This window comes from Kolteria novifilia (assembly GCA_007748055.1).
Classification (GTDB): Bacteria; Planctomycetota; Planctomycetia; order Kolteriales; family Kolteriaceae; genus Kolteria; species Kolteria novifilia.
In genome coordinates, this window is the sequence record CP036279.1 from 1,494,873 (window position 1) to 1,509,941 (window position 15,069).

9 protein-coding genes are annotated in these 15,069 nt (G+C 60.7%); 4 read left to right on the top strand and 5 right to left on the bottom strand.

Going from position 1 to position 15,069, the window contains the following annotated elements:
- Positions 1–168: 168 nt before the first annotated feature.
- The 3 genes from Pan216_RS05560 to Pan216_RS05570 form a co-directional block, all read right to left on the bottom strand.
- Positions 169–1,266 (bottom strand): glutamate-cysteine ligase family protein, encoded by a 1,098-nt coding sequence (locus tag Pan216_RS05560; RefSeq protein ID WP_145255969.1) that lies wholly within the window; start codon positions 1,264–1,266, stop codon positions 169–171.
- A 128-nt stretch (positions 1,267–1,394) separates the two neighbouring features.
- On the bottom strand, positions 1,395–5,405 hold the full coding sequence (locus Pan216_RS05565; protein ID WP_145255972.1) for a hypothetical protein: 4,011 nt from the start codon (positions 5,403–5,405) through the stop codon (positions 1,395–1,397).
- A 293-nt stretch (positions 5,406–5,698) separates the two neighbouring features.
- Positions 5,699–7,957 (bottom strand): dienelactone hydrolase family protein, encoded by a 2,259-nt coding sequence (locus Pan216_RS05570; RefSeq protein WP_145255975.1) that lies wholly within the window; start codon positions 7,955–7,957, stop codon positions 5,699–5,701.
- 326 nt (positions 7,958–8,283) lie between these two features.
- On the opposite strand from Pan216_RS05570, the gene Pan216_RS05575 reads away from it, so the two are divergent.
- The 4 genes from Pan216_RS05575 (at position 8,284) to Pan216_RS05590 (ending at position 12,820) form a co-directional block, all read left to right on the top strand.
- Positions 8,284–10,035, top strand: a complete 1,752-nt coding sequence (locus Pan216_RS05575; RefSeq protein ID WP_145255979.1) for a hypothetical protein — start codon at positions 8,284–8,286, stop codon at positions 10,033–10,035.
- A 329-nt stretch (positions 10,036–10,364) separates the two neighbouring features.
- On the top strand, positions 10,365–10,964 hold the full coding sequence (locus Pan216_RS05580) for an SMI1/KNR4 family protein (RefSeq protein ID WP_419193292.1): 600 nt from the start codon (positions 10,365–10,367) through the stop codon (positions 10,962–10,964).
- Positions 10,965–11,217: 253 nt separating this feature from the next.
- Positions 11,218–11,625, top strand: a complete 408-nt coding sequence (locus Pan216_RS05585; protein WP_145255985.1) for a hypothetical protein — start codon at positions 11,218–11,220, stop codon at positions 11,623–11,625.
- 295 nt (positions 11,626–11,920) lie between these two features.
- Positions 11,921–12,820 carry a peptidase MA family metallohydrolase gene (locus Pan216_RS05590; RefSeq protein ID WP_419193293.1) on the top strand — a complete coding sequence of 300 codons (900 nt, stop codon included), beginning with the start codon at positions 11,921–11,923 and terminating at the stop codon, positions 12,818–12,820.
- Between the two features lie 169 nt (positions 12,821–12,989).
- On the opposite strand, the gene Pan216_RS05595 is transcribed toward Pan216_RS05590, so the two are convergent.
- Together Pan216_RS05595 and Pan216_RS05600 are read right to left on the bottom strand one after the other, a co-directional pair.
- Complete coding sequence (locus tag Pan216_RS05595) at positions 12,990–13,379, bottom strand: hypothetical protein (protein ID WP_145255992.1); 390 nt, start codon at positions 13,377–13,379, stop codon at positions 12,990–12,992.
- Positions 13,380–14,125: 746 nt separating this feature from the next.
- Complete coding sequence (locus Pan216_RS05600; RefSeq protein ID WP_145255996.1) at positions 14,126–14,800, bottom strand: hypothetical protein; 675 nt, start codon at positions 14,798–14,800, stop codon at positions 14,126–14,128.
- Positions 14,801–15,069: the final 269 nt, after the last annotated feature.

Consider the following 15,069-nt stretch of genomic DNA (forward strand, 5'->3'; position numbering starts at 1 on the left):
CGGATGGAACCTTTTCAAGCGGAATTGAGGGCGGAATCGACATGGGCAAGCGATTGTCCCGCGCCGAGGAAGGAGCCACCGGGAGCATCGGCCCGATCCTACCGCCGTCGAACCGTCCGGCCCAACAATTCGTTGATTGAAGCCGGCAGCGAATAGATCAACGGGCCGCTAGGCTTTCTCGGGGGGAGCAATTGCCGCGGTGCCGGTCTCGCCGGTGAGCTGGAAGAACCTCTCGATCGAACCGGCTTGATCGGCCAAGTCGATCATGTCGTGAGCGGGAGAGCGTCCGTGATGGAGTCGTTGTCTCATCACCTCCAACGGCGTCGCGTCGAAGTCGTGCGATGCGAGGACATGCTCGCAGGCGTCGATCGCCTCCCAAGCCCCATCGCGAGTCTCGCGTCGCGTCAGGCCGTCGATCGACACGCGACGGAGCTGTTGGGCGCAGTGCGTGGAGGTGGCTCGACCCGGAAGTGCCTCGTCCAGTAGAAGTCCGAGCCAGAGCAGCAAGTGAGCCTTGAAATCCTCGAGGCACGGGGGCATCTCGAACGTCTTAAACTCCAGACGGCGACGTTCCTCGGGGTGTGGTTCGATGACGGCGCCAACCTGCGAACGTCGATAGGTTCGCACGGAGTAGCCGGTACGCCCTCCCGGGATCCAACGTTGTCCCTCGTAGAGTGGCGAGGAAAGCGTCAGCGCCGTCAGGGCGGGAGCGTAGCAGTGCGTCTTGGCGAAGAGGTCGTCCATATCGAGTCGTTGGTGGAGGCGTTTGGGCAGGCTCACGTTGATGTCCGGTCCGAAGGTCGTCATCGCCACCATCGACCAGCGCCAGTAGTCTTCGCGGCGTTTATTCCGGGGGCCGGAAAAGTCCTTCGCCGTCGGGTGATGGGAGATCGCCGTCGCGTACATGCCGGCGTCTTCAAGCACCTCTTGGAGTCGGTCGAAGAGCAAGCGAAGGGATCGGACGCATTCGTCGATGGATGTCGAGATCGGCGTTCGGATCTCGATTCCCTTGGGCAACAAGTCGACCGGTTGGAACTCCGGATCGGGGAGATGGTAGCCTTCGACGACGTAGGGCATGCGTTTGCGATGGGGCGGTTCGACCTCAAGTCCGTCCAGGCTGCCCAGGTCGTCGCAGGGGATGGACTCCAGCAGCGCGTTGAGCTTCTCGAAGGATAGGTCATCCTTCCAAAGGGGACGGTGGCTGTCGCTGTCGACGAGCAGGTACTCCGCTTCGATCCCAAAGCCAAAGTCGTCGTCGGTGAGCAAGGGGAGACTCCTCTTGTGGGCGAACACTTGCGTTGGTCCCTCTCCGCGTTCGGGTGACGCTGGCCGCTTGTCAGCCTGTGCCCAGGGGTCAGGACTCCACCGCAGCGGACTCAAGTTAAACCAGCCCGCTAGCCGCGCGACTGCGACATCGATCCCGCGAGATGTCCCAACCACTCGAGCGTGTCGGGAAAGATCCCGGCGACCAACGCGAGGATCGCCGGTAGCACCACGACCCCAAGTTGAAGGAAGAACTGAAAGTCAAAGGTTACTTGTCCCTCCTTGGTATCCGCGAACGCACTGACGATGTCGCATCGCTCGATCTGGACCAGGTTGAGAATGGCGACGATCGTGACCGCGAGAACCATGCCGAGCCCCGTGAGCAGAAGAAGCTGATGGGGGGCGATGGGATAGGAAGCGATGGCGAAGAGAAACAGAACGGCCGTCAGCATGAGAAGACCAAGCCCGTAGGAGATCTGTCGAAAGTACCCCGCGAGATACGCGACCGCGTACATCGTGACAAACTCTTCGCTCAAGCGGGCGCCCTTCAGGCTGGAAACGAGCGTCCCGCCTTCCCCGGAGGTTGGCCGATTCTCCTTCGGGGTCCAGCAGACGATGAGTTCTCGCCAAGCGTTCTTGGCCAGTCGGGACACTCGTCTTTGCAGACACCGTTCAAGACAATTCACGGTGATCGTGTCCAAGTCCTTTTGGCGTCTTCGTTCGAGTAGACGTCGCAGAGTGTGTATGTCCTCGTCCCTGACGAGGGAGGGCTCGACGTTGTCGTTGTTGGGAAACGGAGCCGCCACCTGCCGCAGCTTGTCAATCATGGTCTGGTAGTGCACGCTGCGCAGATTGCCGCCCACCCCGAATCGTCCAATGAGAACCCGAAACGACCTGGGAAGCCTCTTGGCGGCGCTGGTCAAGGGGAAGGCGTTGAGCCGATCGATGATCTCCTTGATGTTCGACCGGATACGAATGACGCGATACAGCCAGAGCACCCAGGAAATGACGAAGACGCAGATCATGGAGAACAGGACGAAGGAGATCGACCATTCCTCGAAGGTCGGTCGTGAATAGTAGAGCATCGCGACCATGCCCACGACCGAAACGCCAAGGACGAAGAGAGCCACCAAGTCGAGTCGCTTGGGCGAGGGGGGGCTGACCTTGGGAGAGAGGAAGACCGGGTAGGTGACGCGTCGGCTGGCCGCGTTCGCGGACTCCAAGAGGTGAGTGGCGATGAGATGATGGTGGGTCGGCTCGGACTGTTTGGGTTTCTCGGGCAACGGTTCTAGTTTGGCTTGGTGTTTCAGGAAGTAACCGATGCGAAACTGTTGGGCAAACGCGTACGTCGCGAGACCGAGCGTGAGAAAGAAGAAGGGGAGGTAGATGGAGATCCCGTTGGAAAGGTGGACCGTGCGTTCGAGGAAGTGAGCATCGAGCCCGAGAAGGGCAAGGGGTTCGTGGATACCCAAGAGCGAGATGACCCAGGCGAGCGGACTGGGCATGACGCTAAGTACGAGAAGCAAAAGCGTCCCGGAGAAAAGCAGCATGACGATGGAGTAAAGGAGACCGTGCCAAACGAGGTGGAGATCTTGTTTGGTCGGGAAGTGACGCCACGGCGTTCGTCGACGCATGGACAGGCGTGGTTCGTAGAGGCGATGGCCGCAGAGGCGAAGAAGGATGGGAAGGAGAAGAGCGACCAAGCACGCGGCGACGAACGCCGTGTCCGGAAACGCCGCGTGGCCGAGGCGGCTAGGAGGGGAGTATGGCTCATCCTTCCGATTCAGGACGGCGATGGTGTACCCGAGAAGTCTCTCCTTGCGTTGATTCATTCGACTCTTGAGATCGCCGCCAGTGTTGGCGGAGGGCTTTGTCTCCGCGCCCGGAATGTCTTCCGCATCAATGTTTGCGGAAGCGGCCATGAGCGTCGGCGCTCTTGGGCCCGGCGGATCGGGTTGTTCCCGGTCCGGACTACCGTCGAGTGAGTCGGACTCCGAGCCGGTGGTCGTGGCTTGATCGTCAGCCTTCGCCAACTGGTCGCAGAATGTTTTCCGCTCCGATGGATTCGGGGACGTGGAACCACTCTCTTGATGACTCGCGGCATCCTCGTCGATCGCCGAGTCCAAGTGGGAGAACCGGAGCGGCCAGAAGCCGCGCGCGCCAATCACGCTGATCCAGATTCCTGGACGATAGACGGCTGGCTCCGAAGGCGGTGCGGAACTCGTGTTCGATCGAGGGGGACCATACTCGATCAGAGGGGGTGGCCAAGAGCGATCGTGGGCGACATCGGGGAGGATCAACCGAAAGGTATGCGACGGATGCTGGAAATGATCCCGGTGAACGACGGGGAAGAGATTGCCGATATCGTTCTCGTTTCGCGTCAGCCACTCCTGAAAAATGACCGCGTTGTAGAAGCCTTGGTGGACCATGCTCGGGAAGGGAACGCGATGGTTGATCGTGCTGGCGTAGGGAAAGCTCTTGAGTTGGTTTCGCGGGTAGAGCGGATAGGGCGAGGCGACGAGCGTGCCCCGTAGATAGCGGTTGTAGTCGGGATGGGTGAGCAGGAGGTCGGTGCCATTCATCAGCACTTGCACGTCGGGACAGAACTCCCGCAAGTAGCTTGCGAGGAACAGGGCGTCGCGCGGGTCGGTGGCCGTGATCCCGACACAGCGGAGCTGTTCTCGGTTGATGGTTTGAAAAATGCTCGCGAGGGTGAGTTCCACCGTCGCGGCCGTCAGCCTCGGGGCGAACTGCGTGAGCGTGTCCGTGGCATGTTCCGCTTCGTTGAAGGGGATCGAGAGTCGGTAGCGGTCGGGCGCGAAACTCGTGCGGGTTCTCTCCTTCGTCAAGCGGTCCTTATCGAAGGCTCCCCGGATCTGGGAGATTCTAAGCGGGAAGGGGAGTTCCACGATCTCGACACCGGCAACGACTCCATGACGAGCCAGGCTGGGGGGACGACCGTAGTCGGTACCCGATTCGTAGAGCCATCCGATCCGGGGGTTGGTCTCCATTCCGAACCGATGGAGAAAACCCTGTTCCTTGGCGTACTTGACGAGTTCGAACTCGACCAGATTTCCGTAGGGCAACGTCGTCGCGAAGCTGACTTGCTCGCTATCCGAGAAACCGTCGTCCGGGAACAGTTGGTTGAGGGCCTTGTTCACGCAGTCCGGGGGCACTTCGTCCAGCCGATGGGCATCGATCAGGAAGGGGGTCTTGTCGACGGTAGTCGCCGATCCCGAGATGACACGAAAGTTGGGACGGTCCTTCTTCACATCGAACCGCTCCCTGATGCTTCGGATCGCGATCGCGAGGGAGTCGGCCGAACCGGAGAACGTCGGGCCGACGACGCGGAGAAAGGGCGGCGGTAGCGGTTCCTCGGGTGACTTAATTCCGAGTAGCTTGTTGTCCGCTTCGAACTCTTGCCAACGGCAAATCAGATCAACCGCGCGCTGGAAGGCCTTCTTGTGAATCCCGATCGTGGGGCTCTCGCCGACAAGGAAGACGAGTAGAAGGCGTTTGTGATGACGGTAGATTCCTGTCAGCTCGGGACTGGAGGGTCGACGATTGTTGCGGAAGACAAGGAGGCCCGGCTCGGACTGGAAATGGCGGCGGATCGGTTCGTCGAGATTGCCGGACCCCGCGGGCATGCCTGGCCTTCCGGCTTCCAGGAGATAGTGGCGATAGGCTTGGAGCCAATCGTGCCAAGGGAGATAGTTGCGATCGAGGACAAGGCTGCTTGGAAGGAGTGCCTTTTGCAGCGTTTCGATCATCAGGTCGAAGCGGTATCCATTGGAGGAGTTGATCGGATCCGGAACGCAAACGATGAGGAACTGGAGACACCAGCCCCCATTCGTCAGGGCTTGGCGCAGCTCCGTGGTCTGTCGGCCCTTGGCGCAGTCCTCGGTACGTGATGACTCGGGATCGAGATGGATGTGCTTGTATAAGGGAGCGGTGACGCGCGACTCCCAGTTGCCGTCGGGAAAGGTTCGTTGGGATGAAGGGTCGAAGGATGAGGAGGTGGTCTTCTCATTCTCATCCACCTCTGGCCCGGAACCTGGGTTGATCGCGGCGAGCCCGAGAAATCCCGCCAAGATGCCGACGATGCCGTACTGCAATCCGGACGAGGAGGATTGGTCACTCACGGGGATACCCCTTAGGTCGACGCTCGCGCTCCGTGGGCAATAGGGACGGACTCCTCGGGCCTACCTGTCGTGGTGCCAGACTTCGCGACAGGTTGCCCGCGAATTTTATGGCGTCCCAAGACCCGATTGGGGACGCCCGCGCATGCGATCCATGGAGCGAGACGATCGATGGTGTGTCCGAGGGAATGGAGATGAGGTGAGATGGGCATCCGCTGAGCGGGTGAAGGTCGGGCCACCTAGGGTGGGATCGTTCCCCGGCGGCCGCTGAGGTTCCCGAACGATCTCTTGCCTTCTCAGTCGCGTTTCGGCCAGTCGAGATGCTTGTGGAGGAAGTCGAAAGTTCCGACGCCGTTGATCGCGTGGGGGCCGGGGAACCATTCGATCTCGGCGCGGTCCCCGATGCCCAGTTTCGCGTTGTAGAGGAAGCGGACCTTGCCGAACTCCGAACCGACGGTGTCGTCGCGAGCGACGCCGTCGAAGTGGCCGCGCTCGACCATGAAGGGGCGGGGAGCGATCAGGTACGCCATCTCCGCGTAGTTGAAAGTGCTGCCGAGATCGAACTCGAAGATCTCGTACTCGCCGGTGAACATGTAGCTGGTTGGCCGCCGCGTCGAAGCGTTTTTGTCGACCCACTCGTTGAAGTCCCCCGAACAGATCGACAGCGCGTAGTTGTCGACCAGCGGCGGAACCCGCATCGCCGTCTTGCCGCCATAGGAGAGTCCGTAGAAGCCGATCCGATCGCCGTCGACGAACGGGAGCGACGCGAGCCAATCGGTGATCCGCTGGTGCTGAGGCACGATCGTCGAGAAGAGGGTCTTACCGAGGAGGTAGGACTTTCGCTGAAGCGTACGAAAGCGGTCCTTGAAGATGTAGGGGTTCTGCGGGCAGAAGACGACGAAGCCCCGATCGGCGAGCTTCGCGGCGAAGTCCTTGTAGGCCCGATGGTTCCCTGAGACGAGTGGCTGTGGCCTCCCTTCCAACCCATGTTGGCAGACGACGACGGGACGCTCTTCGCCCGCTTTGAGATCGTTGGGTACCAGCAGCAGGCCGTAGGCGATCACGTCTGGGAAGACATCGAGGACCACCTCGTAGCCGGTCCACTTCGCGTTCTTGGTGAACCGTCGCGTGCGCGGATTGGGCTCGGAGAGCTTCTCGTCGAACTCGCCGATCACGTCCTTGCGAAACGCTTCGCGGTAGGGCTCGATCGTTCGCCGAAACGACTCCATGCTCGAGGTGTCAAGGTCCTTGAAGTACTCCTCGCGGACATAGGGGCTCTCGCTTAGGAGCCACTGGTTGTGCCGGTCGAGTTCGTGAGTCAGCCGCTCTTGCCGCGCGTCGTTGTCGACCGACCTGGTCGCCGAAGGATCCGAACCGAGTTCCGCGAGCGAGGCCTCGGCATTGAGAGCGTGAAGAAAAGCTCGGAGAGCTTCCGGGGAACCGAAAGTCTCCGCGCCCGGCTCGAGGAGCTTCCACGAGTCCTTCGGCGCGACACTTCCGGCAAGGGTCTTGGCCAAGGCGAACTCCTTTCGGACCTCGGCGTCGGCCGGACGGGTCAGCTCGCCCGGTGCCCCTCCCTTCGACTCGAGAACCAGCGTCGGGGCCTTGCCCGCTTCGATGACCAAGGGTCGGGGAGCGATCATCGCGGCCAACTCCGCCGCCCCGAAGTCACGCACGAAGCCGAAGATATTGCGATCCATCGGCTCCTTCCAAAGGTCGGTCCGCGACCCGAAGTAGCCGCTCACCAGGACGGCATCGATCCGAGGGTCGAGCGCCCCCGCGGCCAGCGCGAGAAACCCGCCCTCGCCGTAGCCGACGACCCCGATCGGCTGATCGCTCGTTTCCGCGAACCAGTCGACTCCCGCGAGCACTTTCTGGATTTCGTAGCCGAGCAAGTGCCGACCGAGCTCGTAGGCGGCGCGGTAGACGAACTCGCGGTTCGACATGATGGCTCGCGGCGAGGGGCGAAGTTCCCGGTTGACCAGTGCCGGGATCAGGACGCGGCAGCCGCTTTCCGCGAGCCGACGGGCGAACTGCTGTTCGGGGGGAGTGCCCGCGTCGAGACCCGCAAGCTGTTCGGGCGTTTGGGCGGCGTCGGGAATCGCGACGACGTTGGCGACCGATACGTTCCCTTTCGGCACGAGGAGCAGGCCCTCCCCATGGACGTCGGCAAACGCCGACCAGCGGACGGGGATCGCTTCGAAGGCCTCGCTCGCTCCCAGCACGGGTGATTGGTCGACGGGCGACGAGGGCACGGGAGCTTGAGCGGGAACGCGCTTGTCGCGAACGCCCAACTGGTGGGCCAGGAGTTCGCGTTTGGCGACGAGGGAGGCTTCATGGGCTTCGGGAGAAGAGGTGTCGGTATTCCAACGCTCGGCCCGCCGGGCGTCGGCTTGGTCGAGCCTCTCTAGGAGAAAGCGGTCGATGCCGTCGACCATGGACGAGGCGATGTCGTCGCTTCGAGTGAGCGGCTTGGTGCCGGGAAGGGGTTGGTCGGCCCCGGCGAGCGAGCCGGCGAGGAGAAGGAGGGTTGTCGAGAAGATTTCACGAGACATCTTGTGCTCCCAATAGCGGTTCCTCGCAATTCTGGTCGATGAGGACGACGACGCCAAGCAAGAAATCGCGACTTCCCCGCCCGGGGCGCCGTGCGAAGCCCGGTCGGGAAGAAACACGGGAGTAGCCGTTCGTTCTTGAATCGCATGCGGGTACGATCCGTTGTCGGTTCGGGATTACCCGTGACTGACATCCACTCGTCAGTCCGATTCCGGTCGGCGCCGTCGGGACAGGTCCGCACCTGTCCCACACCACGTTCCGCGACACCAATCCGCGTGGTCAAAGCGAGCAGACAGAGACGACTCCGTCGTTACGGAGAGGGTCTGTCATGCCCCCTGCGCCCACCGCTTCCTCCAAGAGACTTCCGCCGGAACTGATCGAAGCGCTTCGCGCACTCGAATCCCTCGGGGGGCGTGAGACCGTCTCGGCGGACGAACTGTACCACGCCGACTTCATCAAGCGGCGAACCAACGGTTTTAACTCGCTCGACGATTGGCTAGCGGCGAGCCCGGTCGCGGTACGCGAACGCGCGGTCGCTGATCTCAGTCCCGAAGAGCGGGCGCAGTGGGAAGGCTTCGTTGCCGAGTCGACTCGTTTCGTCGGTTGGGACGAGATGCGGTTCGAGGCCGTTCGCGATCGCGCGCGGCGCCGAAACGACGACGTACTCGGCAGTCTCCCTTCGAAGACCCGCGATCAGATCTGGGTGCGTTCGTCGGGAACGCCGACGTTTGCCGGCGCACATCGCTTGGTGGTGGATGCGGAGCCGGACGAGCGAGCGGATGCTCCGGGCGGTCGCCGTCGCCGTCCGCGGATGGGCCGTCACGATGGCGAATCCGCAAGGGCGACGAGGCGTCGTCAGCGCCACCAGCGTTTGGGACAAGCACCGGGGCGCGAGGCTGCGGAGCGCCTGAGCGACGAGTTGGTGTTCGAGGTTTCGACGCTCGCCCGCGACATCGGCTACATGGCGGAGGACCCCGCTCGCTATCACCTCGAGGCAAGCAAAGGGGCGATTGCCGGGGCGGCGGAAGTCGCCAACGCGTTCTCGTTTGGCGTGTCCGGCGGTGAACAACGCCAAGAACTCTGGTCGCAGACACACCTTGAAGGATCGGTCTCCCAGTCGATCTCCGTGGGAAGTGCGCAAGGGGCCCGGGAAGCGGCGATCACAGCCGCGTCCGCGGGGACGGCGCAACTGGCGGCCAAGGGAGTCACCGCGGCGAAAGTCGCGACACCCTTTCTCAACGCCTACGAGGCGTACGGCGCTTATGAGTCCGGCCAAGTTTCGGTCGAGCAGTTCTCCGAGGGCAACTACCTCGAAGGCTCGGTTGCCGCGGTGGAGACGATCTTCGCGGGCATCGGCTTGGTCGAGAGCGCGTCCGAAGCCGCTAAGTCGGTCCGCAAGGCGGCTCAGTCGGGCCACGAGTTCCTTCTCGAGACCGCCCGCGAGAACGTCCGAAGTCCCTCGCTCGGGATGGGCGCCGGCGGGTTCGGAGGTGGCGGGAAGAAGAAGCCGAAGGTATCGCCGAAGAAGCGAACCAAGAAGAAGGCGAAGGGTTCCGAGAAACCTGAACGCTTTCCGATCATCAAGAAGCCTTCGAAGAAGAAGGCAAAGAAGAAGAAAAAAAAGAAGAGTGCGACGAGGGATCCCGGTGGGAGGCCTGGGACGAAGAAGCATCCGGGGACTTGGATTGAGGAGAAAGGACAGGAATACTTCATCCCGGATCATCCCGAGAAGTACGGATTGAAACCAGGCGATCGAGTTCCGTACACTGGTAAGGAAGCTGACTTTAGTCAGTGGGCGATTGACGAGTTTGAAGTACCAGGAATGGATGGTGGATCGGGCGATCGCAACAAGGCCTTTGGGGTTATGCTGAAACGTGAACTGAACAATGGAGGAGGCCGTTTCAAGACAATAGGCGATGTCCAAGCGTGGGCGAGGAAGAATGACTATAGAGTACATCATGTTCCTCGATCATCCCGAATACAGATTCTCCCGCGAATCGTTCACGAGCTACCACATCGAGGAGGGGCATCCTACCTAAAAAGAAGGAATAGAAAGAAGGCTAGGAAGCGGAAACGCTAGTGGAGTGCTTCATTCAAATGCGTATGTTTTCGGTTGCGCACATCACGCTGTACATAGGGTGGCTTCCGAGATCTGCTATTCCCAACAAGAGATATCGCGGGCGACATAAGTTCGGTCAGCGCGCAAACACTACACTAGGCTTCGTCTCAAAAGTTGATCGTCGGCCCGAGGCACAGCGAGTTGGTGGGGGACGAGGAGGGCGAAGCAGGCGAATCCACTGGATTCGTCGATGCAGCCCGACAAAGTCCCGCACCGACGCAGCCAGCCGAAGCCAGAGCCGACTTTTGAGACGGAGCCTAGTCCATGTCAAGAATCGGAGTACGGCTAGCATGTGTAATGATCTCATTGAACGTCTTCTCAGCTTAGATCTTCTACCTATTGGGCCGCCTGCGGCAACTGGCATGTTTCAGCCCGTGAAATCCGACGCGATCGAGTATCTCGAAACGAAGTACGCGGCCAAACTTCCCGACGACTATGCTCAATTCGCGGTGGAGATCGGGGTGTCCATGTTTCGATCCTTCGTCTACGCAAGTGTCTTGGACAAAAGTATTCACGAGATCTCAGGTGGTCGGTCGTGGGTGCAGGCTGAACTGTTTCTCGGAAGCAGCCCCGAGGGTGTTGAAAATGGCAGCTACGACATTGTGACGACTTACGAGAACTACGGCTATCGTGTTCCGCCTGGGATGCTGCCGTTCGCGGAGAGCGGCAACGATCTGATTCTCATCGGGATGACGCAAGGGCTATCGGGGAATGAACGCGGAAGAATCTACTTTTGGGACAGCGTTGAAGAGGTCCCCGACGCGGATGACGAAGATGATCCGCCGCAATTTGAAGACTACTACGACAATGTTTATCTCGTCGCGAATTCCTTTAGGGAGTTTGTGGAGAGTTTGAAGTGTTTTGGAGAGAAGTATCCTGATCCGGATTGAGCGATGTCAATCACACACGCTTCCTGATCGGGTGCGATTCGATGCGCGACGGAGGCGGAGTTCGAGAGATCTCGAACGGCTTGTCGAATCGGTGAATCTCTTGGCCAATCGTGACAACGCCGGTTGCGAATCGACGGAGCCCGATGCCCTTCGTCGCTTGGTCTTAGGCTTTCCATCGTGAAGCGTTCTCAGACTGCTGAGTTCGAGTTGGAACGACAGATCGCGAGGACTGAATTAAGAAGGAAGTTTCTCAGTGGAAGGCATGAAGATCGACTACACCATCGACTTGGGAGCCCTGTCCTCCTTGTTGGAGACCGGCGCCGAAGCCGAGGACGCCGCGACCGAGGTTGAGGAGTCAACCGAACCGGTCGAGGTACAAGCCGCCGCAGAGCAGGGCGAGGCCGTTTCGGGAACGTCCGTGGAGCCGGCGGTGGGTTTGGAGGCGAGGCTCGCGGATGTGATCGCCGAGAACGCCGCTCTTCGCGAACGCGTGAAGCTCCAGGAAGAGACGTTCAACTCCTATCGCGCCAGTCGGGACAAGTGGGCGCGAAAGATCACCGACGCGGTCAACGAGATGGCGTCAACGGTGCAGTCGCTCGAAGGCCTCGCCCGCGGCGTCAATCGTCGTCAACGCGCCATCGGGGCCAGCATGGGGCCGTGATTGCGGACCTCGAGTTCCTCTCCCCGCCGCCCGCTTTCGTGACACTCCTGCCAATGTGATGAACATCTCCACTCAAACCGCCATTTGGCTCGGTTGCCCTAAAGGGAATAACAGACGTCACTTACGCTAGTAATGTGTTTCCGGCACGTCTGTTGCTTCTAGCCGACCCATTCGTGGACTCTCATCTGAAGCGTCCCATCTCCTGACGTCGCTCCGCGCGCTTGTGGCCGGAATGCGCTGACAGGGGCGGTACGCGCTTGCGCTAAGCGCGCCGCTTATGCACGGAGGCACATTGATGCGATTGTTGGGACATCCCACGCGATTGGCGGTCCTCATTCTGGGAATGTTTGCCCATGGCCCGACGGCCGACGCGGAGTCCTCCGAGCCAACCTTTCAGCGCTACCAAGATGGCCGTTGGCTCGTGCTGGAAAGCGACAACTTTCGCTTTCGCACCACGCGCGACGACTTCGCGCTCGAGGGGCTCGCGAAAGGGTACGAGTCTTTTCGGACCGACTTCCGACGCGATTGGCTCGGCATCGAAACGGCGAGCGATTGGACGCTCAAGTGCGACGTCTTCATCTACGGCAGCGGTCACGAGTACTCCCGTCAAACGGGACTCGGGGTGTCGACGCGAGGTTGTGCCGACTTGGAAATTGGCGATGGTCGCGTCTCGATGCGTCGGCTGCACTTCTACTGTGACGGCGACTATTGCCGGTCGATCGTGCTTCACGAGCTGACGCACGTGCTTTTGGCCGATCGTTTCTGTCAATTTCGGATTCCGCGCTGGGTGGATGAAGGGGTGGCGATCCAAGCGGAGCAGACGCCCCAACAAGCGAAGCTCCATCAAACATTAATGAAGGCAATGGCGGACGAGACACTTCCTACGATCGACCGGTTGCTCTCAGGGAACGGCTATCCGGGTGGGCGCAGGAACGCGCGGATCTTCTACGCTCAAAGCGCGTCGTTGGCGGATTATCTCGTCACACGGGGGTCGAAGCAGGCGCTGCTCGAGTTCGCCGAACGGACGAAGTTGTCGGGCGTGGACCAAGCGCTTGCCGAGGTCTACGGGATCGAGAGCGTTGACCGTTTGGAGAGCGATTGGAAAGAGTGGGTAACGGCGGCGTCACCCAAAAAGGTCGATGGTACCGTGGCTGCCGTCGCCCTGGAAAAATCGGAAGATCGATCCTCCGATTGACGTCCTGATTGCTGAGTTCATTGCATCGTCTGGGGCCTCACGTCTAGGCGGCAGGTTGCCGAATCAGTGGCGTGACCCGTCTGCCCACGACAAGCGTGACCCGCCTGCCCACGACAAGCGTGGGCAGGGCACCCAAGAGCGATTTCCCAATGAACCAGTTCGCCAGGCGCTAGCGCGAGCGGGCGCCATAGTGCGGCTTCCAGTTTCTCTGCAAGCCGTGGTTGCCTCCGGTGCGGAATGAAGAGGATGACGACGAACGATAGATCGGTTGCATCGTCGGTTGGGTCGTCATCATGACGGGGGCGTCGACGGTATCCATCGAGTCCATTGAGTCGGCCCGGTACGTCGAACGATACTGGACGCGATTGGGGTCGTCGGTCGTCGCGACTTCCCCGTTGTCGGCGTCCTTGTCGTGTTGAGTGGTGACCACATCGGTCGCGTCGCCGCAAGAGCAGCTACAGCAGTCGTAGCTGTAGACGACACGATGTCCCGCTTGAACGAGCGTTGCCGGAACAAGAAGAAGTCCCGCCATCGCGGCGGTTGCCAGTACATAGCGCATATCGGTCTCCCGTTGAAGTTCCCTAGATTCTCGAACGGCCTCTTGAGGAAACACCCGAACGGCCCTCGCGAGCGGAATGTCGCGCATCCCAGTCGATCGGCGCTCGGACGCATTTTCCCCGAGCTTCAAATCACGTGACGATCAGCAAGCGACACAAGGAATGGGCATCGCCTCCTTTCCGATGACTGGCGGTTCAACGCTTGTTTGCTCGTGTCGACCGAGTCCGAATTCCGCGCGCGTCGTCACCTCCGCGTGCGCGGTAGCGACGATCCATGCGACGAGACGGAGTCCCGCCGGACTGACGACAACATGAACTGGCCCCAGCGCCATTCTACTTAGGGAGCTCGGCGTCAAACAAGAAGGGGGTTAACAGGTATCTGTTTTGCTTGATATGTGTGGCCGAGTTGATTAGGGAGGCTAATGGAAACGAGGGGGAGAGAGGCACCCTCAAGTCCTGACGTCGAAGTCTCGGCCCTAGCAGCCCGCTGATCTATTCGCTGCCGGCTAGGAACGGTCCTTTCGACCAATCTCGGCGTCGAAAACCTCGTCGAATCGACGGATTCGCCTGCGTTTGTTCTCCTTGATCTTGGCCAATATTGCTCGTTCTCGCCTTGGCCCGCTTAGATCAATTGACTGCTGGATCGACCGGAAGTTTGCCGAATGACTGGCGTTTCACACGCATGCCCGTGGCGAGCGTGGGCATGGCACCCAAGAGTCTCTTGGCGACGAAATGCCAAACCGGGACACTACGGGATCTTGCCAATCAAGCGGCATCCGACGGAGTAGAAGCGACCAAACGACTCGCAACGCATGACGCGGGCGATCATCCGCGACGCGCCACCGGTGAGCGGTTTGATCTCGATCCCGAGGTACTCGATTTCGAGGGCCCGCGAATTGACGACCGAGAACCCTCCTTGAGAGAGCTCTTGCAGCACCGCTTGGAAGGCATCGCCAGCAGGACGAAAGTCGGCGTCGAGTGGAACGATCGAAACAACGAGACCGACCGGGAAACGGTCGTACTGCCGACTCTCCTGGAAGGGAGGATCGTCGTGCCTTTCCTGGAGGTGTCGTCGGACGGAGGTGAGCAGCGCTCTTGGGGCCGGGTAGTCGTTCGCGTTGGCGAAGGGGAGCGGGATGGGAGGCTGGATCACACGCAGGGGCGGGAGTTCGTCCTGGTGGTCGCCGTGGCGTTGGCCCGTCGGCTTGTCTCGTTGGGGAACGATGAGACCCCAGCGTTCGGCATCCTCGCGATGAACGAGGACCTGAAGGGCGACTTGGCGGCGCAGCAGGACGAAGAAGCGGGGCGTGAGGGTTGATCCAGCCATGAGCAACGCTTCGCCGGAAGAGTCGAGCATCGCGTGGTGGATCTCGGCCCCTTCCGGGAGAAGGTTGGTATCGATGGTGACGTAATCGTCGATCATGGAGCTACCGAAACCAAACGAGGGAAACGCTGCTTGCCGCACAGGCGATGTCGGCAACGAATGGTCAAGCCGACGATGCGCCGGGGGAGAGCCGTTCATGGTCATCCCGATTCACGTGTTGCGAGGTCATCGCTCTGATGACCTCCAAATTCTAGTATGGGTGAACTCTTCCTTGAGCGTCCTCATGTTAGTCGGTTGGGTTAAATAGGCTAGTGAATACGCAAACAGGCCGCCCTCTCTTCGGGCGGCCCATCGCTTGGTCATTCGCA